The organism is Streptomyces sp. NPDC001135 (assembly GCF_053598395.1).
Window position 1 is genome coordinate 82,582 of record NZ_JBSFKD010000035.1, and the last position, 21,582, is coordinate 104,163.

Here is a 21,582-nt window from a genome sequence, read left to right on the forward strand (position 1 = left end):
CCGCACCGGGTTCAATGGGCTTGCAGTGCATCGGCAGGTCGGACGCGCAGGGGAGAAGGCCGAGTCACACCGCTCGGGGCGCCGTCACGCCGGTCACCGGCCGCGGCGGAACATCGCTGACCGACTACAGGGTGGTGTCCAGCAGTGGAGAAGCGGATGACGGAGCTCAGCGAAGGTCAGGACGATCCGTTCACCCCACACCTCGCCGCCTTGGCGGTGCTCGACGACCGGGGAGTGGTCGCCGGATGGAACCGGCGGGCCGAGGAACTGCTCGGCCATCCGGCCACAGCCGTGATCGGTCGTCCGGCGTTCGAGGTCCTCGTCGACCCCCGCGACCTGACGGCTGTGAAGGAGGCAGCGGCGAGCTGCAGGAGATCCGGCGGCTGGTCGGGGATGCTCACCGTGCGGCACCGGGACGGGCGGCTCGTGGAGATCGGGCTCAGGGCCCACGCGCTCTCGCGCGATGACCGGATTCGTGAGTGGTTCCTCGCCGGGGCACCCGCCGTGGACGTCCTGGAGTGGCAAAGGGACCGCGCGGTGCTCCACGGGTTGTACCGCCGGTGCCCGATCGGCCTGGTCGTCCACGGCCCCGACCTGAGGCTCCTGCGGGTCAACCGGGCCATCGAACGCTTCACCGGCGTCCCGGCAGCGGAGTTCCGGGGGCTGCCCACCGGCTGTTTCCTCGTGCCCGACGACGCGCGCAGGGCCGTGGACCGGGTGCGCCAGGTGATGGCGACCGGAAGGCCGATGGTCTACTCCGAGCAGTTCGTTCGCCTGGAGTGGGATCCGGGACGGGAGCGGGTCGCGATGGTCTCGTCCTTCCCGATGGAGGATGCCTCCGGCCGCATCCTGGGTGTGGCCGAGATGATCGAGGACATCACCGAACGCCACAGGGCCCAGCGTCGGCTCGCGCTCCTCGACCAGGCCGGCAGCCGTATCGGAACCACACTCGACACGGCGGAGACCGCCCGGGAACTCGTCGAGGTGATGGTGCCTCACCTCGCCGACCACGCGTCCGTGGACCTGTTGCAGCCGGTGACGCGCGGTGAGGAGGTGACGCGGGCCCTGGCAGGGCCGATGGTACGTCTGGGGGCCTGCAGCGTCGGTGCCCAGCAAACCGGCCCGCCCCACCCCCAGGGCGAGCCGGTGGAGTTCGCGCCCGACACTCCCCAGGCCAGGTGCCTGGCCGAAGGGCGGCCCGTCCTGGAACCGGTTCTCCCGCCCGACCGGTTCTCGACGGAAGGCCGCCAGGGGGCCCACACTCCGGACCTGGGTGTCCACTCCCTGATCGTGGTACCTCTTGCCGCACGGGGCCTGGTGCTGGGAGTGATGACCCTGTGGCGTTCGCGCCGCCCCGATCCCTTCGAGGCCGACGATCTCACCCTCGCCCAGGAGCTCGCCTCGCGCGCCGCCGTCGCCATCGACAACGCCCGGCGCTTCACCCAGCAGCAACAGGCCGCGTTCACCCTGCAGAGCAGCCTGCTGCTGCGGGCGGTACCGGACCAGTCGGCCGTCGAGGTGGCCCTGCGGTACCTGCCGGCCAGCGCGGCCCCGGGCCTGGGCGGCGACTGGTTCGACGTGATTCCCCTGTCCGGGGCCCGGGTCGCCCTCGTCGTCGGGGACGTGGTGGGGCGCGGCATCCACGCCGCCGCCACCATGGGCCGACTGCGTACCGCCGTACACACGCTCGCCAGCCTCGACCTGGAACCGGACGAGGTCCTCTCCCGCCTCGACGACCTGGTCAACCTCCTGGCGGCCGAACAGGAAGCAGCCGGCGAACGGCCCATGGACGAGCAGGTCGTCGGCGCGACCTGCATGTACGCCGTCTACGACCCGGTCGCCGGGCGGTGTTCCGTGGCCCGGGCCGGCCACCCGCCGCCGGTGGTGACCCCTCCGGGCGGAGAGGCGGCTCCGCTCGACCTGCCCGCCGGCCCACCACTCGGCCTGGGCGGCCTGCCGTTCGAGGCCCGGGACGTCGAACTGGCCGAGGGGAGTCTGCTGTGCCTGTACACCAACGGACTCATCGGCGAACGCCACATCGACGCCGATCTCGGTCTGGCCAAGCTGTGCACAGCGCTCGCCCGGCCCGTGGAGGCGCTGGAACGGACATGCCAAGCGGTGGTCGACTCACTCGTGCCGGTACGGCCCACCGACGACGTCGCGTTGCTGATCGCCCGCACCCGCATGCTGCCACCCGACAGCGTCGCCTCCTGGCGTCTGCCGCCGGAGCCTGCCAGCGCCGCCCGGGCCAGGGCCCTGACCTCGGCCAAGCTGAGCGAATGGGGTCTGGAACACCTGGCGTTCACGACCGAGTTGATCGTCAGCGAACTGGTCACCAACGTCTACCGCTACGCCAGTGGCCCCGCGACCCTGCGGCTGATCCGTGAACGGTGTCTGGTGTGCGAGGTCAGCGACACCAGCCACACCTCACCCCACCTGCGCCGTGCCCGCACCACCGACGAGGGCGGACGCGGTCTGTTCCTGGTGGCCCAGATGACCGAACGCTGGGGCACCCGCTACACCCGCGAGGGCAAGACCGTGTGGACCGAACAACCCCTGGCCGGCGCGCTCGCCTGACCGTTTTCGAGACCGTTTGCGCAGCCCGCCCCGCGGCCGTGTCATTCGGCTGCGGCGAGCAGCCGTGCCTCGCTCTCCTCGTACAGCCGACGGTTCTCGCGGCTGCCGGCGGCGCGCCGCCGGTGGTCCGTACGGCTGCCCAGCCAGCCCGCCAGATAGCCGAACGGGACGGAGACCAGCCCGGTGGACTGCAGGGGGAACAGGTCGAAGTCGGCGTTCGGGAAGACGGCGGACGGCGTACCGGAAACGGCCTTGGAGAAGACCATCAGCAGCAGCGCGCAGGCCGCTCCGCCGTAGAGGGAGGCGAGCAGGCCGGTGCGCGTGAAGCCGCGCCAGAACAGCGAGTAGGTGAGCGCGGGTGCCACCGCCGATGCCCCGATGCAGATGGCCAGTGTGGTCAGCACGCCGACGTTCCAGTTCTGGACCAGGATGGCGAGTCCGATGGCGATGCTTCCGACGGCCACGCTCGTCCACACCGCCACCGTCATCTCCGTACGCGGTTCGGCCTGTCCCCGCCGCACCGCGTGGGCGAACAGGTCGTGGGCGAGCGACGAGGCCGCGGCCAGGGTCATCCCCGCGACCGACGACAGCAAGGTGATGAAGACCATGCCCGCCACGGCCGAGTAGAGGATCGTCGTGCCCGTGGAGCCCGGTGCCCCGCCGAGCACCTGCGACAGCATCAGCACCGACGTCCTGCCCTGTGGGTCGGCCGCGGTGATGTACCGCGATCCGACCAGCGCCGCCGCGCCCGTCCCCATGACGATCACGAGCAGGCAGAAGGTGGTGACCGTGCCGACCGCCCACGACATGGAGCGACGCACGGCCGGCACGTCCTGTGCGGAGTACAGACGCATCGTGATGTGGGGCAGGCAGGCCACACCCAGGACCACGGTGATCTGCAGACCGATGAAGTCCAGCCGCTCGGTTGCCGAGGTGCCCAGCTGAAGGCCCTGCTGGAGGAAGGCGGGGCCGGCGCCGCTGCCGTGCTGGGCGGCTCTGAGCAGTTCACCCGGGCTCCAGTCGAAGCGGTTCAGCACCAGCGCGGCGACGACGACGCTGGTGCCGAGCAGGATCACGATCTTGATCATCTGAATGAGCGCGGTGCCCCGCATACCACCGAGGGCCGCGTAGATGATCATCAGGCTGCCGACGATGACGATGCACACCGTCCTGGCGCCCGTCACATGCGGCAGGTTCAGGATGAAGGTGAGCAGCGACCCGGCTCCGGAGAGCTGGACGACGAGGAAGGGCAGGGTCGCCGCAAGCGTCACCAGGCACGCGGCGACACGCACGGCCCGCCCGGGCATGGTGCGGGCCAGGACGTCGCCCATGGTGAACCGGCCGGAGTTGCGCAGCGGTTCGGCCAGCAGGAACATCAGCAGCACCAGGGACAGGGCCGTGCTGACCGCAAGGACATAGCCGTCGTACCCGGCGAGCGCGACGATGCCCGTGGTGCTCAGCACCGTGGCCGCGGAGATGTAGTCCCCGGCGATCGCCAGGCCGTTCTTGAACGGGGTGAGCGACCGATAGCCGGTGTAGAAGTTCGTCAGGTCGTCGCGGTCCGGACCCGCCATCACGCACATCAGCAGGGTGAGGGTGACCAGGGCCGTGAACAGAACGAGGACGGTGGCCTGCGTCCCGGTGGTGAAGCCGTTCATCTCACCACTCCCGCGTCCCGGCCCGTGGGAACCGCCCGCTCCCGGACGGCGCGGGCCAGCGGATCCACCGAGCGCTGTGCGCTGCGTCCGTACCAGAAGACCGCCGCGAAGGTGACGACGAGCTGGAGGACCCCCAGGGCCATGCCCAGGCTCAGCTCCCCGGCGAGCTTGGACCCCATCAGCCCCGGCGCACAGCAGGACAGCACGACGTACACCACGAAGGAGCCGAGTGCGGTCAGCGTGGAGACCCGGCGGAGCAGGCGGTAGGCCGACCGGAGCGCGGCGAGGTCGGTGTGGTGCGGGGGAGCCTCGTGCGCGTACGGCTCGCCCCAGGGCGCCGCTTGGTCGTACCAGCCGTGTCGGGGTGTGTCGTGTCCGTACGACCGGGGCGCGGTACGGGGCGGTGGCCATCCCGTCGGCCCTGGGGGCGGGTATGGGGGGTTCTCGTCGGCGTATGTCATCGCCTGGCCTTCCACTACGCATCGAACCGTGCAGGTGAACGGGTGGGGAATGCTTCAGGCGGCGCACCATACCGACTGGTTGGAATGGCTGTAAGTCTTCTGTGGGTCACGTTTCGGGGTCGATGCCGCGGCCTCCGGCGGAGCTCGGGCCACGGCGGCGGGTCAACGGGTGGGGTCGAGGAGGATCTTGCGGACACCGGCGGTGCGGCTGTTGAACAGTTCGTACGCCGCGGGGCCCTCGGAGAGGGCGAAGTGGTGGGAGACCACGACCTCCGGGGTGATCCGGCCGGCCTGGGCGAGGGGGATCAGGGCAGGGAGTTCGTAGTGGATCGAGCACAGTCCGATGGCGAACTCCAGCTCCTTGATCTGGGCCAGCCCCATGTGGAAGGGGAAGGCCTTGCTCTGGCTGACGCCGATGACACTGACCCGTCCTGCCTGCCGGACGGTTTTGAGGGCCAGCTCGATGGTGGCGTCCGAGCCGACCGCCTCCACGACGGCGTCCGGTCCGCGCCCCGCGGTCATCTCCCGCACGGCCGCTCGCGCGTCGTCGCCCTCGACCGGCTCGACGCCCAGGGTGGCGGCGAAGGCCCGGCGCTCCGCGACCAGATCCGCGCCCAGCACGCGGGCGGCACCCATCACGAAGGCGGACTGGGCGGCCATGAGGCCGACCGGGCCCAGGCCGATGACGAGCACCGTCTCGCCGGGCTGGATCCGGGCCCGGCGGCAGCCGTACCAGGCCGTGGGCGCGTTGTCGGTCAGGACGACGGCGGCCTCGTCGGAGATCCCTTCGGGCAGGTGCACCAGGTTGACATCGGCATGGGGCACGGCCAGGGCCTGGGCCTGACTGCCCGGAAGGTGCGGACCCACTCCGTAGCAGAGGTCCGTCGGGGCGTGGGCTCGCTCGCATCTGGCCGTGAGTCCCTTCGCGCAGGTCGCGCACAAGGTGCAGCCGACCGATGCGGGAACCAGGACGCGGTCGCCGGGCTTGAAGCGGGCGACCCGGTCGCCGGTGTCCACGACCACGCCGACGCACTCGTGTCCCGGGGTGTAACCGGTCTGGGGGCTGAACCCGTTGCCGCCGTAGATGTGCAGGTCGCTTCCGCAGATGCCGGCCGTGGTGACCTGGACGAGTGCGTCGGTGGGGCTGGTGACGGCCGGCTCGGGGACATCTTCGTAGCGGATGTCGTGGGGGCCGTGGTAGGTCAGTGCCTTCACTGGATTGACTCCCGCGGCGCACCAAGGCGCCTCTATCAGTTGTTAATGCACGCGTATTACTTGGGCGGGGTGACGCTAGCATGGGCATCCGTGACAGCACATGGGACGCAGGCCACGTCGCCTCGAAGCCGGAAGGCCGGTGACACGCGCGCCACCCTGATCAGGGCCGCCGAGCGGTTGTTCGCGGCGAAGGGCGTCGACGGTGCGTCGCTCAACGAGATCAAGCGGGCCGCCGGCCAGCGCAACGCGATGGCCCTGCAGTACCACTTCGGTGACCGGGCGGGGCTGCTGCGGGCCGTGCTCGACAAGCACCTGCCCGCGGTGGACGCCGGGCGCGAGGTACTCCTGCAGCAGTACGAGGACGGTGGCGCCGCCGACCTTCGGGCCCTCGCTGCCGCACTGGTGCTGCCGGCCGCCGCGAAACTCGCCGAGCCCGACGGGGGCCGCGAGTTCCTGCAGATCGTGGCCGAACTGCTCAACCGCCCCGAACCCCTGGTCGAGACCGTCGTGACGAAGGGGTCGAGCATCTATCCCTGGCGGCGCCTGGTGGAACCGCTGCTGGCCCCCGAGTCGACCGAGGTGTTCCACACCCGCTTTACCGCCATGCGGTTCTGTCATGCCGAACTCGCCGCCCGGGCCGCCGGCCGCCCCCGCAGGGACGACCGGTTGTTCACCAGCCGGCTGGTCGACCTGGTCACCGCGCTGCTCGCCGCCCCGGTGTCCGAACAGACCGCACGACTGCTCCACGAGCGAAACCGCAAGGGCCGGGTCGAGCGGCAGACCTCGACTCGCTGACGGGTCCGGCCCGCGGCTGATCGGCAGCACCAGACCGCGGTGTGTGCCAAGCGTCACACCCCTCGACATACCCACTGGTCGGTACCCTTCGGTGAAACCCTGAACGGCAGGAGGCGCGATGTCCGTGACCAACCGCCAGATCCGTCTGGCAGCCCGCCCCGTGGGAGCGGTGAAACCCGAGGACTGGGAGCACTGTTCCGAACCGGTCGACGAGCCGGGTCCCGGCCGGTTCGCGGGCCGGACGCGCGCCATCTCCCTGGACCCGGCCATGCGGGGCTGGCTGGACGACCGCCCCTCCTACCTGCCGCCGGTGGGTATCGGTGAGGTGATGCGCGCCGGATCGGTCGTCGAGGTCACCACATCCCGCCACCCCGACTTCCAGCCGGGGGATCACGTGGTGGGGACGTTCGGCGTCCAGGAGTACGTCGTCTCCGACGGCAGGGGTGCCATGAAGATCGACACCTCCCTCGCTCCGCCCTCCACGTATCTGGGTGCGCTGGGCATGCCCGGCATGACCGCCTACTTCGGCCTGCTGGACGTCGGGGCACTGAAGGACGGCGAGACCGTCGTGGTGTCGGGGGCGGCCGGCGCGGTCGGCACCATCGCGGGTCAGATCGCGAAGGCCAAGGGCTGCCGTGTGGTCGGCATCGCCGGAGGGCCGGAGAAGTGTGCGCTGCTCACCGACGAACTGGGATTCGACGCGGCGATCGACTACCGCGCCGAAGACGTCAGGAAGGCGCTGCGCCACCACGCCCCCGACGGCATCGACGTCTACTTCGACAACGTGGGGGGAGACATCCTCGACGCCGCCCTGACCCGGCTGGCGATGCACGCGCGCGTCGTGGTCTGCGGTGCGATCAGCCAGTACAACAACTCCACACCGGTCAAGGGCCCCTCCAACTACCTCTCGCTGCTGGTGCGCCGCGCCCGTATGGAGGGCTTCGTCGTCTTCGACTACGCCAAGCGTTACGCGCAGGCGGCACAGGACATCTCCGCCTGGATCGGCGCCGGCCGCATCAAGGTCAAGGAACATGTGGTGCGGGGAAGTGTGGACGACTTCCCCGAGACGTTGCAGATGCTCTTCCGTGGGCAGAACGTCGGCAAGCTCGTCCTGGAACTGGCCTGACAGCCGGCGATCGTCACCCCGGTGAGGCAACGCACTGAGCCGCGCGGGGGAGCGGGCCCTGCCCGGTCGCCGGCCCGTCCGGCGGTACTTCATCGAGCGGGACAAGCGGACCGGGCCGTTCCAGCCATACTTGCGCCGATCTCCTCCTCGTCGAGTGTGATCGGCGGCGGGAAGAGGGGCGAAGCCGTGTGTGAGGGCGGTCCGGGTCCGTCTCTGTGCACTCCTGGTGAAGGCGGGGTGGGGGAGTTGTCGTATCTGGTCCACGCGCGTAGCGGATCCTGCCGGGGCTGAGGTTGTCTCGTGTGTGTATCTCCAACCCCCCACGCTCCATGGAGACTTCATGCGCCGCGCCGCTTTCGGCCTGCCCGCCACCGTCCTGCCCCTGAGTGGAACAGGTGCCGCCGCGAGCCCTGACTGAGCCTCCCGTACCGCCCAGGAATCCGGCGGTCATGTCTTCCGGTGCGCGTACGCCATGTGCGACGCGCTCCTCAAGTGTGTCTGGCGGCTGACGGCCGCCGGCCAGGAGGAATCGGCCCGCGGACGCACCGTCCGCGAGGGCCCCGGTCGGCATGCCGTGATGCCCGCCCCGGACCTCGTGCGCGGATTGGCGCTTTGCCATCAACACCAACTTCAAATGAATGGCATGGCCATGACATCCATGGCACTCTCTCTCCCACCGCCGCACGAGCACGACACCATCCACAACCGTCCCGGCCGGCCCCATACCGGCCGGGCGTTCCCCCCACAAAGGAGCTTGTGTGACCTCCCGTGACACACGCCACCGGCGCACCGCCTTGGCCGCGGCCACAGCCGTCGCCGCCACCACGGCACTTCTGAGCACCACGCTCACCACCACGGCCACCGCCCGGCCCGCCAGCGGCGCCGCCCGCCTCGCCGCAGCGCCGGTGACGCTGTCGGCGGCCGCCCGTACGGGTCTGATACAGCAGGCGCAGGCCGACGCGGCCCAGACCGCGCAGCACATAGGTCTCGGTGCCAAGGAGAAGCTGGTCGTCAAGGACGTCGTCAAGGACGTGGACGGCACCGTCCACACCCGTTACGAGCGCACCTACGCGGGCCTGCCGGTGCTCGGCGGCGACCTCGTCGTCCACACCGCCAAGTCCGGCAGGACCGAGGGCGTGACCACAGCGACGACGCAGAAGCTGAAGCTCGCGTCGCTCAAGCCGCAGATCGCCGCCGCCAAGGCCGAGAAGCAGGCCCTGGGCCTGGCCAAGGCGGCGGGGTCGGCGAAGACTGCCGCGGACCAGGCTCCGCGGAAGGTCGTGTGGGCGGTGGGCGGCAAGCCCGTTCTCGCCTACGAGACGGTCGTCGGCGGCCTGCAGGACGACGGCACCCCGAGCCGGCTGCACGTCATCACCGACGCCGCCACCGGCAAGAAGCTCTTCCAGTACCAGGGCGTCGAGACCGGCGTCGGCAACACCCACTACAGCGGCAAGGTGGACCTGTCGACGACGCAGTCAGGCTCGTCCTACACCCTCACCGACGCCTCGCGCGGTGGTCACAAGACCTACGACCTCAACCACGGCTCCTCCGGCACCGGCACGCTGTTCTCCCAGTCCAGCGACACCTGGGGCGACGGCACGGTGTCGAGCGCGGCGACCGCCGCCGCGGACGCGGCCTACGGGGCGCAGGAGACCTGGGACTTCTACAAGAAGGCCTTCGGCCGCAGCGGCATCAAGAACGACGGCAAGGCCGCGTACTCCCGCGTGCACTACGGCAACTCGTACGTGAACGCCTTCTGGGACGACAGCTGCTTCTGCATGACCTACGGCGACGGCGAGGGCAACAAGGACCCGCTGACCGCGCTCGACGTGGCCGGGCACGAGATGAGCCACGGTGTCACCTCCAACACCGCGGGCCTGGAGTACACCGGTGAGTCCGGCGGCCTGAACGAGGCGACCAGCGACATCATGGGTACCGGCGTGGAGTTCTACGCCAACAACTCGTCCGACCCGGGTGACTACCTCATCGGCGAGAAGATCAACATCAACGGCGACGGCAAGCCGCTGCGCTACATGGACAAGCCCAGCAAGGACGGCGGTTCCGCCGACTACTGGTCCTCCAGCGTGGGCGGCCTGGACGTGCACAACTCGTCCGGCGTCGCCAACCACTTCTTCTACCTGCTGTCCGAGGGCAGCGGCGCGAAGACGGTCAACGGCGTGAGCTACGACTCGCCCACCCAGGACGGCTCCAAGGTCACCGGCATCGGCCGGGACAAGGCGCTGCAGATCTGGTACAAGGCGCTGACCACGTACTTCACTTCGACGACCGACTACAAGGGCGCCCGCACCGGCACCCTCAAGGCGGCCTCCGACCTCTACGGTGCCTCGAGCACCGAGTACAAGACGGTCGAGGCAGCCTGGTCCGCGGTCAACGTGAGCTGATCCCCACCGGCCAGGGGCGGCGTCCGGGACTCATCCCGGGCGCCGCCCCTGGCCCCCAGCGTCGCTGCCGCTACGGGACCCCGCGCAGGTCACCGTCGCAGGCGCGGCCAGTCGCCTCGGCCCCCATCAGGGGTGCGGGGCCACGCCCTCGTCGACGGGCAGCGCAACGGGCTCCTCCACCGGCTGCGCGACTGCCCCGGCGCAGGCCGCGCCGGCACCGTGTGCTCCCCGCGTCCCCCGCGCGGCCGACGCCGGTCCCGCACGGCGCAGAGCCAGATGCAGCACCGGCATCAGCAAGCAGGTGACCGCGGCGGACTGCCACAGAAGCGCGTCGAGCCGGCCCGCCGCCAGATACGCGCCCGCGGCCACCGCGGCCAGCGCGCACACGCCGCGGTCCACGATGCTCTCCACCGACAGCAGCGTGGCGCGCGGGGCCCCCTTCGGGATGGCGTCGTTGATGAGCTTGCGCTGCACCGGATAGCCGAACCCGGTGATCGCAGCGAACGCGCACAGCAATCCGACCACGGCCCAGGGGCCGCCGACCGTGGTGCCGGCGAGCGCGGCGGCGAGCGCGATGCTCAACAGGGACACCCAGGCCGTGGGCGACAGCCGGCGGCTCAGCCACTGGGGCCGGGCGGAGGCCACCGCCTCGGCGACCGTCATCGCCGCGAGGACACCGCCGTGGCCGCTCTCCGCGATGCCGTGCTCGAGCAGCACCGGCTGGAACAGATTGACCTGGCAGATCCGCGACAGCGTGAAGACCGCCACGCCCTGCACCATGAGCAGGGCCAGCCACGGCGACGACCGAAGGGTGCGCAGGGCGGCGCCCGTGTCCCGCAGCAGAGTCCCATTCCTCCGCCCCCGCGTGCTCGCCCCCGCGGCCGTGTCACCGGCGGCGATCCGGGGCAGGGCGAGGGCGCAGCCGAGCGAGCCCGCCGCACTGGCCGCGCTGAGCACGTACGGCGACTGGTGGGCCAGGGACATCAGCGGTCCGACGAGTGGCCAGCAGACGACCTTGGCGGCGAGCCCGAGGGCACGCGCCGTGCCCTCCGCCCTGAGGTAGTGGGCGTCCGCTCCCTCGGCGCGCAGGCCGTCGTACAGGCAGGCGCTCGCCGCGCCCGAGGTCAGGGAGCGCCCGGCGGCGATCGCGAGGAAGTGCACGAGGAAGCCCGTGTACGAGGGTGCCAGCACCGGCACCATGTTCGCCGCCGTCATGACCACCGCGCCCGCGCGCAGGCAGGTGCGGGCACCGACGCGGTCGGCGACGACTCCCGTGGGTATCTCGAACAGGCAGAAGGCGACGTAGTAGATGCTCTGGATGCCGAAGATCTGGCCGTCCGACAGGCCCGCGGCACGCTGGTAGGCGTAGAACACGGGCATCCACCACAACAGGTTGAACAACAGCTGGAATCCGTTGTTGAGGCGGATGATGCGACGGGCGGCCGGGGTCATGGCCGGATCCGGGGAGCGGCGCCACACCGAGGTCATGGAGCGCCTCACCGGGCGTACGGGCGGACCTGGACCAGGTGGAACGCCCCCTCAGCGGTCATGAGCCACTCGATGTCCAGAGCGTCGTCGGGGTCGCCCGCACTGAAGTGGGACTGCAGCAGGCGTCCCACCAAGGCCAGTTCGGCCAGTGACGCGCGCGTGTCCGACGGGAGGTCCTCCCCCGACGAGCCGACGTCCACGGTGCGCCCGCCGCCCTCGACCGTGTTGTACAGGTACTGGTGGGGCAGGACCGTGCCGTCGACCACCCGCTCCGGCGAACCGGCCGTGCAGTTGACGTACACGTTGCGGAAGTCCTCCCGACGGGTCGGATTGCAGGTCACCAGCACACCCCCGAGGCCGGCGGGCACGTACTCCTGGATGATCACCCCCATGTAGGTGTCGTCCAGCACGATGCCGGCCTCGTGCCGCAGACGTACGCTCCGTGGCGACAGCAGCGACGTCCACACCTGCCGCACCGCGTCCAGCAACTGCTGCGCACCGCGCACGGTGGTCACGGAGTCGTAGATCCCGGCGGCCGAGAAACCCGGCAGGTCCTCGGCGTTGGAGGACGAGCGCACCACGAGACGTCGTCCGTCGGCCAGCAGGCCCGGTACCGCGCCGGTGACGGCCCGCGCGACCTCGTCGGGGACCGGTGTGCTGTGCATCAGGCGCTGCAGGTCCAGACAGAGGGAGTCGATCACGTCGAGCGCTTCGAGTTCGAGCGCCATCTTCAGCTTGCCGATGCCCTGTTGCAGAGCGGGAGACGAGGTCAGGAAGAGATGGTGCAGGCGGAACGGGAGCGCCACCCCCTCGGGTGCCCGGACGGTGGCCGCCACGCGTTCGGCCGCCGCGGCCCGCAGCCGTTCCACGGGTGCCCCCGGCTCGCCGAGCCGCACGGCCAGGTGGCTGAGCAGATCGGGCCGCGGCGGGCGCGGGCGCGCGTAGAACGCGGTCAGGTCCGCCGTGCGGCTGTCCAGGACATGGTGCAGTTCGCCGAGGTGGGCGGCCTTGGTGCCGTAGCTGTCGCGGTCGGCGTGCCGCAGCCGGTGCAGCGCCATGATCGGCGCCTCGTCCAGCAGGGGGGCGTCGATGCGGATGCGCTGCTGGTGCCAGACCGGCCTCTGAAGAGCTGGGGCGGCGGACAGCCGCTCCAGGCTGATGACGTCCTCGGACACCCGGTAGCGGACCCACGCGCCGTCCAGTCCGTCCCGCCGCACCAGAGCGTCCAGGTCGCGGACGATCGCGTTCGGGATGCCCCAGCCCGACGCCAGGACGTTGGTGTGCGAAAGCGGCGTCGTGGGCTCCGTGTTGACGAACCCCGCCACCCGGGGCACGTCGTCGGGCAGGCAGGCCATCGCGACGATGTCCGCCCAGCCGAGCTGCGGGGCGGCGCTGCGGTACTCCGCCGGATGGCGGAAGTAGCGCAGCCGGCCTTCGGCCACGCCCGGGTTGAGGCAGGTCCGGGTCCGGTTGCCGAACAGCTCCTGGCTGAGGATGCGCGGTACCCGTGCCTCACCGACCGTGGCGAGTTCGTGCTCCTGTCCGTGGTTCGCCGGTTTCAGCAGCAGGGGGAGGCGTCCGTCCACCCGTGCGCGCACATACTCGTAGAACTCCTCCAGCAGCGCGGCGTGCATGGTGTCCGCCTCGGTCGTCTCCAGGACCAGGAAGGGCCGCTCGGCGCCCTCGGTGTCCTCGTCGCTGTGCAGGGACAGCACCCCGAGCAGGAAGCGGCGGTCGGGCGCCATGTACACGGACGCGTTGAACGCGTCCAGGGCCGTGTCGAGTTCGTCCATCCTCATGCCGAGGATGCGCGTGGCGATGTAGTCGACGTGGAAGGGGTGCACCCAGGTGTCGAGCAGATGCCAGGTGTCCTCGGACCTGTCCACCACGATCTTCAGGTACGGGTGTCCGGCGAGCACGCCGGACAGCGTGCGGAACAACGGCAGCGAGAGGTTGGCGCCGACGACGGTACGATCGCCCGCCGTGTCGGGGACGTCGGCCTGGTGCGGTGCGCGGGTCATGACCGAACCCCCTCGGCGGCGTCCGTGGGCAGGATGCGCGGCAGCGCGTCGACCAGGGCGGTGAAGTCACGGATGACCGACTGCGGCCGGTCCGCCGACAACAGGCACAGGCCCGCCATGGTGTTGGCCCCGGCGGCGGGCTCGTAGACCGGCACGGGAGCCCCGTCCGGCAGGGAGCTCTCGCGGACGACGGACAGCGTGCTGCCGGCGCCGACCGGCGCCGAACGGACGACCGCCGAGGAGTCCCATCGATGGCGGCGGGGCCACGGGGTGCCGTCGCCCTGCACGGCGAGGACCACCAGCGATCCGGCCGCGCCGGTGGCATCCTCGGGCGTCAGCGCCCGTGCGGGCCAGGCGGGGGAGCCGCCGAGCAGCTGGTCGGTGAACATACCGACCAGGTCCAGGCCGAAGACCTCCTCGATCTGCGGCACCGTCATCGCCCCGCCGAACCGTGCGGCCGTCTCGATGACCCACATACGGCCTTCCCTGCCCAGCTTGATCTCCGTGTGGGTGCCGCAGTCCTCCAGCCCCAGGGCGTCCACGGCGCGCCGGGCGAGGTCCACGATGGTGTGCTGGGCCCCGCTTCCCACGGCGGCCGGGGTGATACCGGCTCGCTCGGTGAACGGCGCCACCGTCGGCATCCGCCCGCTCAGGCAGACGGGACGGAATTCTCCGTCGACGACCACGCCCTCGACACTGACGTAGTCACCCCAGCCGGGACCGTCGAACCACTCCTCGGCACATCCGCTGACGATCTCCTCGACGATGAAGTCCTCCGAGGCGCCGGGAACGTGCAGTTCCGCGAACCCGAGCAGCGCGGACTCGGCCATCACCGCGCGCGACCGCTGCCAGGTGTCCAGCGCGTCCGCAGGCCGCTCGATGATCTGGTGTGCGGTCGAACCTGCGCTCCAGGCCGCCTTTAAAAGAAGCGGACATGACAACTCGATGGTCGCGCGCTCCAGTTCGGCCGCACTGGTGACGGCGCGGAACCGCGGCTGCGGTATGCCGCGGCGCTCCCACGCGGCGCGCATCAGGCGCTTGTCGCGCGCGAGGGCGGCGGCGGGACCGGCACCCCTCAGCCCGAGCCGCCGGGACGCCTCGGCGACCGCGACCACCGCGTACTCCGAGAAGGTGAGAACGGCATCCGCCCCCACCTCACGGGCTCGGGCGGTGATGAGCTCGACCAGGTCCGCACCGCGGGCGTCCACGGGGGTGACGACCGACGCACACAGCCGCGCCGCGTCATGGGCCACGGAGGCGGGCAGTTCACTGAGGGCCAGTAGGTGCACCGCGGACCTCGCGGCCACCCGCGTCAGGGCATGGCCCACCGGAGGGCCGCCCTTGGCATGCACGTACAGCACCTTGCTCACGGAACTCCAACTCCTTTGATGTCGTCGGGCGGCCACGGGGCCGCGCCGGTGTGCGGTCCACGGCTGCGTCGGCACATCGACCACGGTCACGTCGTCTCCTTCAAGCGAACCAGCACCCGCCCGCGTCCGAGGCGCCGGGATTCCCGGAGCACTCAGGCAAATGCCTTACTGCTGCCGCCGATTCGCGCCGGGAGAACGTGCGGTCATGCGCTAGGGGGTCGACGACGCCACAGCGTGATGCGTCCGCCCCGCTCGCATGCCCCATCCCTTACGGGATACGCATGAGGTATCACCCAAAGTGATGTGGTGCAGGGTTGAAGGAGTTGGACGTGGACGAGGCTGATTTCAAGGCGTTACTCGCGCCCCTTGCGGTGTCCTGGTGGGAAGCCGACAGCGGCCTGAGCGTGGTCGACAGCGGGGGCGCCGCGTTCGACGACCGGCGCGCCACCCGCCGTTTCCTCGAGGCCCTCCACGCGGACGGCGGCGGTCCGTCCGGCGCGTCCGGCTGCGGCCCGTACCACGCGTGTTTCGAGGGCAGAACCTTCCACGTCCACTGGCCGGAACTCGGCGGCGGGCCGGGACGGCACAGCAGCAGGGGAGTGGCGATCGAGATGGTCGACCGGTCGGACGACGACCCCTACGCCACGTTCGCCGACCTCGCCCCGGCCGCGGCCTTCGTGCGCGACGCCACAGGCCGCTACCTGTGGGCCAACCACGCCTATGCCCACCTGTACGGCACCACACGCGACGCCGTGGTCGGCCGTCACCTCGCCGATGTCGACGAAGCCGGTGACATCACCCGGTTCCTCGCCCTCGACCAGGAGGTCCTGACCCGCGGCCGACCGGTACGGCACACCCTCACCTACCGGCGCGTCGACGGTCGCTCCGGACGCGCGGCCGGCTACCGCTTCCCCGTGCGCTGGGGCGCGGACCGCTGTGTCGCGGGCATCTACGTCGACGTCACCGACTACACCCAGGTGCTGGACCAACGACACCAGGCCGAGGCCGACTTACAGGCCCTGCGCGACCACAGCGGACTGCTCTGCGTCCGCCTGACCTCCGACGGCCGGGTCAGCGAGGCCGGCGCCGCGGTCGCCGACGTCCTGCGCATCCGGCTCTCCGACCTGATCGGCCTGCCCGCCGACACCCTCCTCGCCAGGACACCCGAACGAAGCGCCCTGCACCGGATCTGGGACGACCTGATCAGCGGCCGGCGCCGAAGCGCCCGCACCTGTGCCGTACTCGTCGACCGGGACGGCTGGCGGCGCCGGGCCCGCATCCACCTGACCACCGTGTGCGGTACGACACCCGGTGTGTCCGGGGTATGGGCCGTCGGCACCCACCTCGGCCTGCGCCATCAGGCCCGACCGGACCTGACGGCCGCCCAGGTCCGCATACTGGCGCTGCTGGCGGCCGGGCACAGCAACGCGGACATCGCAGGGACGCTGCGCCTGTCCCGGCAGACGCTGGACTACCACCTGAGCCGTCTGCGGGCCCTGCTCGACGCCGCCACCCGCCCGGCGCTGGTCGCCCGAGCCTATGTGCTCGGCATCCTCTCCTCACAGGCCTGGCCGCCCCGGTCCTCGACGGCGGCGAACCCCGCGAGCCCGGTCTGAACGCTCCACTCAGGTCTGCGCCGACCTCGCAGTGGCAAGTGCCGCGCACTGGACTCCCCGGGAACGGTGGCGGTGTGGGTCGGCCCAGGTGTCGGTCGACGGCTGGGGCGGCGGCGTACTCCTCGTCGGTGACCGGAGTCAGCCAGTGCACGACGTCGTGGTCGGCGTCGCTCTCGTTGATGGCCACATGGACCATCAGCCGGTTCGGCGCGGCGCCGTGCCAGTGCTCCTCGCCGGCCTCGAACAGGAGGTCACCGGGACGGATGACCTCGACCAGCCCGCCCCGGCGCCGGCACAGGCCGACCCCCCAGTGACGAAGACGGTCTGGCTCAGCGGGTGGCGGTGCCAGTGGGTGCGCGCGCCGGGCATGAAGTGCACCAGGTTGGCGCTGACCCGCGACGGCGCCGGTGCAGCGGCCACGGCGTCGAGGTAGACGTCGCCGGTGAACCAGTCGGCGGGTCCCTTGAGGGGGTTGATCGAGCTCCGGGTGATCTGCTAGGTCGTACCTTCCCAGTGAGTGGTGCGGGTGGGCGGGCGCGGTCGAGCCGCTCTCCCGCGGAAACACGTGAGCGACGGCGTGTCCGGGACGACGCGGGGCACGCCGCCTCCCGCGCACACGAGCGCCCGGCCGCAGAGGCGCGGCCTGGATCAGGGCTTGAGGAGTGCCTTGATGGCGCGGCGCTCGTCCATGGCCCGGCAGCCCTCGGCGACCTGCTCCAGCGGCAGGATCATGTGGGCCAGCCGGCTCAGAGCCCTGGCAGCGGGCGGGAGTTGGGGACTGTCGCCGCCATCCTCCTCTGCTGCTCGGCCTCATCGCGCGAGGTGGTTTCCTGGCGGGCCCTCGTGATAGGCGCCGTCCGCGAAGAGGAGGACCCGGTGCGTCGTACGCGCGTGGTACCGCACGGCGCCCAGTACCACCATGTGGTCACCGGCCGGGAGGAGGCGGACGCGGCGGCAGCACAGCGTCGCCGCCGCCCCCGGTATCAGTGGCTCACCGTGCGGTCCGGCCTCCGTGGCGAGGCCCTGGAACCGCTGGCCGGGACCGGCGAAACGGGACGCCAGTTCACGCTGATCGGCCGCGAGCACGTTGACGGCGAAGTACTCGGCATCCGTGAACGCGGGCCGGCTGTGGGAGGACAGCGCGAGACACCACAGGATCAGGGGCGGGTCGAGCGACACGGAGGTGAAGGAGTTGACCGTCACACCGACCGGGGCACGCTTCGGGCCCACGCAGGTGACCACGGTGACTCCGGTCGCGTATCGGCCGAGGACATCGCGCAGCGCACGCGAGCCCGGGCCGGCCGGCGCGGCACACCGCAGCTCAGCCGGCCCCGCCGTGTCCTCGGCCGTCACCGCGGCGTCGGGAGACACCTTCACGCGGCGTCCAGCCGTCCGCGCAACGCGGCCAGCGCCTCGGCGATCTCCGCGTCCTCCGGGTCGAGTACGACGGCCAGCTCCAAGTCCTCCAGAGCCTCCCGCCGCCTGCCGCTCTCCTGGTAGAGGAAAGCGCGGTTGTAGCGCAACGCGGCGTCCTTGGGATCGAGTTCCACCGCCCGGCACAGGTCGTCCAGGGCGTCCGGCAGGCGTCCGGCCTCATAGCGCACCCCCGCACGTCCGGACAGCGCGCTGACCAGGGTCGTATCGGCATCCAGCGCACGGTCGTACGCGGCTTCCGCCTCGGCGAGTTCGCCGTCCTCCGCGAGCGCCTGTCCCATGGCGGTGTGCAGATGGGCGTTGGCGGGGTCGAGCCGCAGCCCCGCCCGGGCATCCTCGAGCGCGGCGGACAGGTTGCCGGCCTCGAGGTGGATACCCGCACGGTTGACGTACGCGTCCACGAACTCGGGGTCCTGCTCGATCACGTAGCTGAAGTCGGCGAGCGCCCCGGCCGCGTCGCCCTCGCTCAACCGCAGGTCGCCGCGGTTGTAGTAGATCTCCGGGAAGGGCGGCGACAGGCTCAGCGCGCGCGAGTAGTCGGCGAGGGCCTCGTCGCCGCGGCCGAGCCTGCGCAGCAGGTTGCCGCGTTCCAGGTAGTGCTCGGCGTGGTTGGGGTCCTGGCCGATGACGACGGCGTAGTCGGCGAGTGCCTCGTCCAGTCGCCCCAGGCCCGCGTACACCCGGGCCCGGTTGTTCTTGAGCACCGAGCGGTGCAGACGGTGTTCGTCCGGGGTCAGCCGCCGGTCCAGGTCGTCGATGCACTCGGTGACCAGGCGCAGCGCCTCCTCGGGGTCGCCGAGGTTGACCTCCACCAGGGCGCGCCCGTTCTTGTAGAAGGCGCTCTGAAAGGCCTGCTCCACTCTGTCGTGCAGCAACGCGGCCGTCGCGATCGCTCCGTTGAGGAGCGACTTGGCCTTCTTCTCGTCCCGGTCCGCGGGGTCGTTGTGGCGTGTGTACAGCATGGCGGTGGAGTAGGCGCACGCCATGTGCACAGCGGGGTCGGTCGACAGCAGACGCGCCTCGTCGTAGACGGCCTCGGCCTCCTTTGTCCTGCCGAGCATGGACAGGGCGAGGCCGAGCTGTACGCCGAACTTCCACCATTGCGCGGTGTTCTCCCGGCCGTCGACCAGGCTCTGTCCGCGCCGGCCGTAGTCGACGACGGCGGTGTAGAAGCCGTTGACGAGGCAGTGGTCCGACGCGGCCCACAGGACGGGCACGGCTTCGCCCACCGGGTCGCTGCCGCGCTCGAGGTGGTACGGCAGCGCGCCGAGGGTGAGCGAGAGCTCCTCGGTCCGGCGCAGTTGCGCGGCCCGCCGGTCGTGGAGGGCGGCACGCTCGGCGGCGGGCAGGGCGTCGTAGGCGGTGCGGGCGGCCGTACCGTCGGGGCCGTCGAGCAGCCCGTCCGAGGCGACCCAGCACCATGCGGGCTCGCCCATGCCGCTTGCCGGGGCGGATTCGGTCGGTGTCACGGACACGGCGGTGGTGTGACGGTCGAGCGCGGGGGCCAGGACGCCGTCGGGGTCCGGGGTGTGCGCGCCGCACAGCACGACGGTCAGCGTGCCGGGATCGACGCGGCGCACCAGCGCGGCGAGGAACTCCTCGTCCGTGGTCTCGGCGTGCTCGGCGTTCTCCACCACCAGGCGCCGTGGCCCGTCGTGGCCGAGCGCGGGCAGCGCGTCGCGGACGAACTCCACCAGCCCGTTGGCGATCCGCCGGGTGCGCAGCCGGGCGTAGAAGCGGGTACGTTCGGCGGGCAGCGCCATGGAGGTCAGCGTCTCCCGCGAGTTGGGCACGATGGCCGCCAACTCGGGTGCCACCGACAGCAGTTCGATGTCATGCCGGCGCACGAGCTCGGGATCGGCGGCGAGTACGTCGGGGACCAGGGCCCGGACGACGGTGCCGGCCGCCGTGTAGGGGCCGCGCAGCCGGCGGTGGGCGTCGACCGGAGGCAGGAGCAGGGGCGGCAGCGCAAGGCCGTCGAGGGCTGCCGCCCGGTCGCGCCGTGTTCCGCCCCGAAGCCCGAGGTGGGCGGGTGGCGCGGAGTCAGCCTGCTGCATGTGCGGTCTCCTTTGCGGTGGTGGCGGGAGTGCGGGTGCGGCGCCGCCACGCACGCAGCGCCAGGTAGGCGGCGAAGACCGGCTCCCAGAAGTTGAGGGTGAGGAACGTCAGTACGTCCGCCGCGTTGGCCGGTGAGAGATCGCTGCCGAGCTTGTGCACGGCGACCTCGGTGAGGCGTATTCCGGTGGGGACCGCGGCGGTGAGCAGTGTGACGGTGAGGAAGACATAGCCGGCCACCATCAGCCATGAGTACCAGCGGGCGATCTGCCGGTCGCGGTCGCCCCAGCTGCTCTCGTCCACCATGCGCTCGGGCTTGTTCAGCAGCCGCATGAGGCGGTTGCGCAGCATCTGGCGTGCGGTGGTCTGCAGGTCGTTGCAGCCGAGCACGGTGATGGCGAGGTAGTACAGGTCCGTGCGCAGGAAGAAGTAGAACTGCCACACCAGCCGGAGGACGACCGCGAAGGCCATCGACAGCAGCAGCCGCCGGACGACGGCAGTGGCTCCGCCGGCGCCCTGCAGGGCCGCGGCCACGAGGGTCAGGCCGCTGATGACCAGGACGTCGGTGATCATGCCGGCGAGCATCGGCAGGTAGCGCTTGCGACGGGGCACGGCGACCAGGCCGTCCAGCGCGGTCACGAAGACGACGTAGTAGAACCGCCGGCTGATCGACAGGGTGGAGTTCAGGCCCAGGCGCCGCCCCGCGAGGGCGTGGGCTGCCTCGTGCAGCAGAATCCACGGCACCTGGCCGAGGACGATGCCGAGGGTGAGCAGCACCAGGGACCGTCGGGTGAAGAACAGGTTCTGGTAGTGCGGCGCCACATCGGGCTGTCTGATCATGACCACGAGCGCGGCGAGCACGATCAGGCCGTACACGCCCCAGGCGACCGGGGAGAAGACGGCGCGACCGAGCCGCTGCCAGCGCACCGGACCCGTGGGCCCGGCCACTTCCTCCCCCTCCTTCACGACGAGTTCGAGCTCGTCGAGGACGTCGAGGAACTCCGCCATGTCCACCTGTTCGCCGTACTGCTCGGTGTACCACCGCCCCGCGGCGTTCGGCGGCGTGCCGTCCTCCAGGCGGCGCAGCAGTGCGGCACCGTCGGGCGGAAAGAGGCCGTAGGAATCGATGTCGGCGCGGCCGACGGTGACTTCGTCGCCCTCCTCGAGATAGGTGAGCGGATGCAGCCGTACGGGTTCGTCGAAATTCCTGGACGGCGGTGTCGTCACTGCCTCACCTCACTGTCTGGCGACCGGTGTGCGGTGCGCGCCCGGGCCGGATTGCCCGGCGCCCCCCAGGCAGGGTTCTCGGGGTGGTGGTGCCGCCGGAGTGAGCCGACGGCGCCGCGGGCCAGAGGCCGGCGGTA

General features: G+C 71.1%; 14 protein-coding genes and 1 pseudogene. 5 read left to right on the plus strand and 10 right to left on the minus strand.

Annotated elements, in window-relative coordinates; translation table 11 throughout:
* The first annotated feature begins 156 nt into the window (after positions 1–156).
* Positions 157–2,577 carry a SpoIIE family protein phosphatase gene (locus ACWC94_RS33300; protein WP_450801034.1) on the plus strand — a complete coding sequence of 807 codons (2,421 nt, stop codon included), beginning with the start codon at positions 157–159 and terminating at the stop codon, positions 2,575–2,577.
* A 41-nt stretch (positions 2,578–2,618) separates the two neighbouring features.
* On the opposite strand, the gene ACWC94_RS33305 is transcribed toward ACWC94_RS33300, so the two are convergent.
* The 3 genes from ACWC94_RS33305 to ACWC94_RS33315 form a co-directional block, all read right to left on the minus strand.
* A complete protein-coding gene (locus ACWC94_RS33305; protein WP_450801035.1) occupies positions 2,619–4,235 on the minus strand; it encodes a sodium/solute symporter in 1,617 nt (538 codons plus the stop codon).
* On the minus strand, positions 4,232–4,696 hold the full coding sequence (locus ACWC94_RS33310) for a DUF485 domain-containing protein (RefSeq protein ID WP_450801036.1): 465 nt from the start codon (positions 4,694–4,696) through the stop codon (positions 4,232–4,234). Before ACWC94_RS33310 ends, ACWC94_RS33305 begins: the two co-directional genes overlap by 4 nt.
* 162 nt (positions 4,697–4,858) lie before the next feature.
* Positions 4,859–5,911, minus strand: a complete 1,053-nt coding sequence (locus ACWC94_RS33315) for an alcohol dehydrogenase catalytic domain-containing protein (RefSeq protein WP_450801037.1) — start codon at positions 5,909–5,911, stop codon at positions 4,859–4,861.
* Positions 5,912–6,001: 90 nt separating this feature from the next.
* Here ACWC94_RS33315 and ACWC94_RS33320 point away from each other — a divergent pair, with 90 nt between their 5' ends.
* From ACWC94_RS33320 to ACWC94_RS33330, 3 genes are all read left to right on the plus strand, one after another.
* Positions 6,002–6,706: a TetR/AcrR family transcriptional regulator gene (locus tag ACWC94_RS33320; protein ID WP_450801038.1), complete on the plus strand. Its 705-nt coding sequence runs from the start codon at positions 6,002–6,004 to the stop codon at positions 6,704–6,706.
* Between the two features lie 118 nt (positions 6,707–6,824).
* Positions 6,825–7,832 carry an NADP-dependent oxidoreductase gene (locus ACWC94_RS33325; RefSeq protein ID WP_450801039.1) on the plus strand — a complete coding sequence of 336 codons (1,008 nt, stop codon included), beginning with the start codon at positions 6,825–6,827 and terminating at the stop codon, positions 7,830–7,832.
* A 758-nt stretch (positions 7,833–8,590) separates the two neighbouring features.
* Positions 8,591–10,234, plus strand: coding sequence for a M4 family metallopeptidase (locus ACWC94_RS33330; RefSeq protein WP_450801040.1), 1,644 nt, complete (start codon positions 8,591–8,593; stop codon positions 10,232–10,234).
* Between the two features lie 126 nt (positions 10,235–10,360).
* Here ACWC94_RS33330 and ACWC94_RS33335 read toward each other — a convergent pair whose 3' ends face one another.
* The 3 genes from ACWC94_RS33335 to ACWC94_RS33345 are packed head-to-tail and all read right to left on the minus strand — an operon-like array spanning position 10,361 to position 15,113.
* Entirely contained in the window at positions 10,361–11,722 is a 1,362-nt protein-coding gene (locus ACWC94_RS33335) for an MFS transporter (protein ID WP_450801041.1), read from the minus strand.
* 8 nt (positions 11,723–11,730) lie between these two features.
* Positions 11,731–13,743: a PEP/pyruvate-binding domain-containing protein gene (locus tag ACWC94_RS33340; RefSeq protein WP_450801042.1), complete on the minus strand. Its 2,013-nt coding sequence runs from the start codon at positions 13,741–13,743 to the stop codon at positions 11,731–11,733.
* Positions 13,740–15,113, minus strand: coding sequence for an ATP-grasp domain-containing protein (locus ACWC94_RS33345; RefSeq protein WP_450801043.1), 1,374 nt, complete (start codon positions 15,111–15,113; stop codon positions 13,740–13,742). The genes ACWC94_RS33340 and ACWC94_RS33345 overlap by 4 nt, the downstream gene beginning before the upstream one ends.
* Before the next feature lie 329 nt (positions 15,114–15,442).
* Between ACWC94_RS33345 and ACWC94_RS33350 the strand changes: the two genes are divergently transcribed.
* Positions 15,443–16,729: a PAS domain-containing protein gene (locus ACWC94_RS33350; protein ID WP_450801044.1), complete on the plus strand. Its 1,287-nt coding sequence runs from the start codon at positions 15,443–15,445 to the stop codon at positions 16,727–16,729.
* Between the two features lie 94 nt (positions 16,730–16,823).
* On the opposite strand, the pseudogene ACWC94_RS33355 reads toward ACWC94_RS33350, so the two are convergent.
* The 4 genes and pseudogenes from ACWC94_RS33355 to ACWC94_RS33370 all read right to left on the minus strand — a co-directional run.
* Positions 16,824–17,221: pseudogene (locus tag ACWC94_RS33355) on the minus strand ((R)-mandelonitrile lyase); the annotation flags it as partial.
* 318 nt (positions 17,222–17,539) lie between these two features.
* A complete protein-coding gene (locus ACWC94_RS33360; RefSeq protein WP_450801045.1) occupies positions 17,540–18,106 on the minus strand; it encodes a flavin reductase family protein in 567 nt (188 codons plus the stop codon).
* Positions 18,103–20,220, minus strand: a complete 2,118-nt coding sequence (locus ACWC94_RS33365; RefSeq protein WP_450801046.1) for a tetratricopeptide repeat protein — start codon at positions 20,218–20,220, stop codon at positions 18,103–18,105. The genes ACWC94_RS33360 and ACWC94_RS33365 overlap by 4 nt, the downstream gene beginning before the upstream one ends.
* Positions 20,207–21,445, minus strand: a complete 1,239-nt coding sequence (locus ACWC94_RS33370) for a hypothetical protein (RefSeq protein ID WP_450801047.1) — start codon at positions 21,443–21,445, stop codon at positions 20,207–20,209. Before ACWC94_RS33370 ends, ACWC94_RS33365 begins: the two co-directional genes overlap by 14 nt.
* Positions 21,446–21,582: the final 137 nt, after the last annotated feature.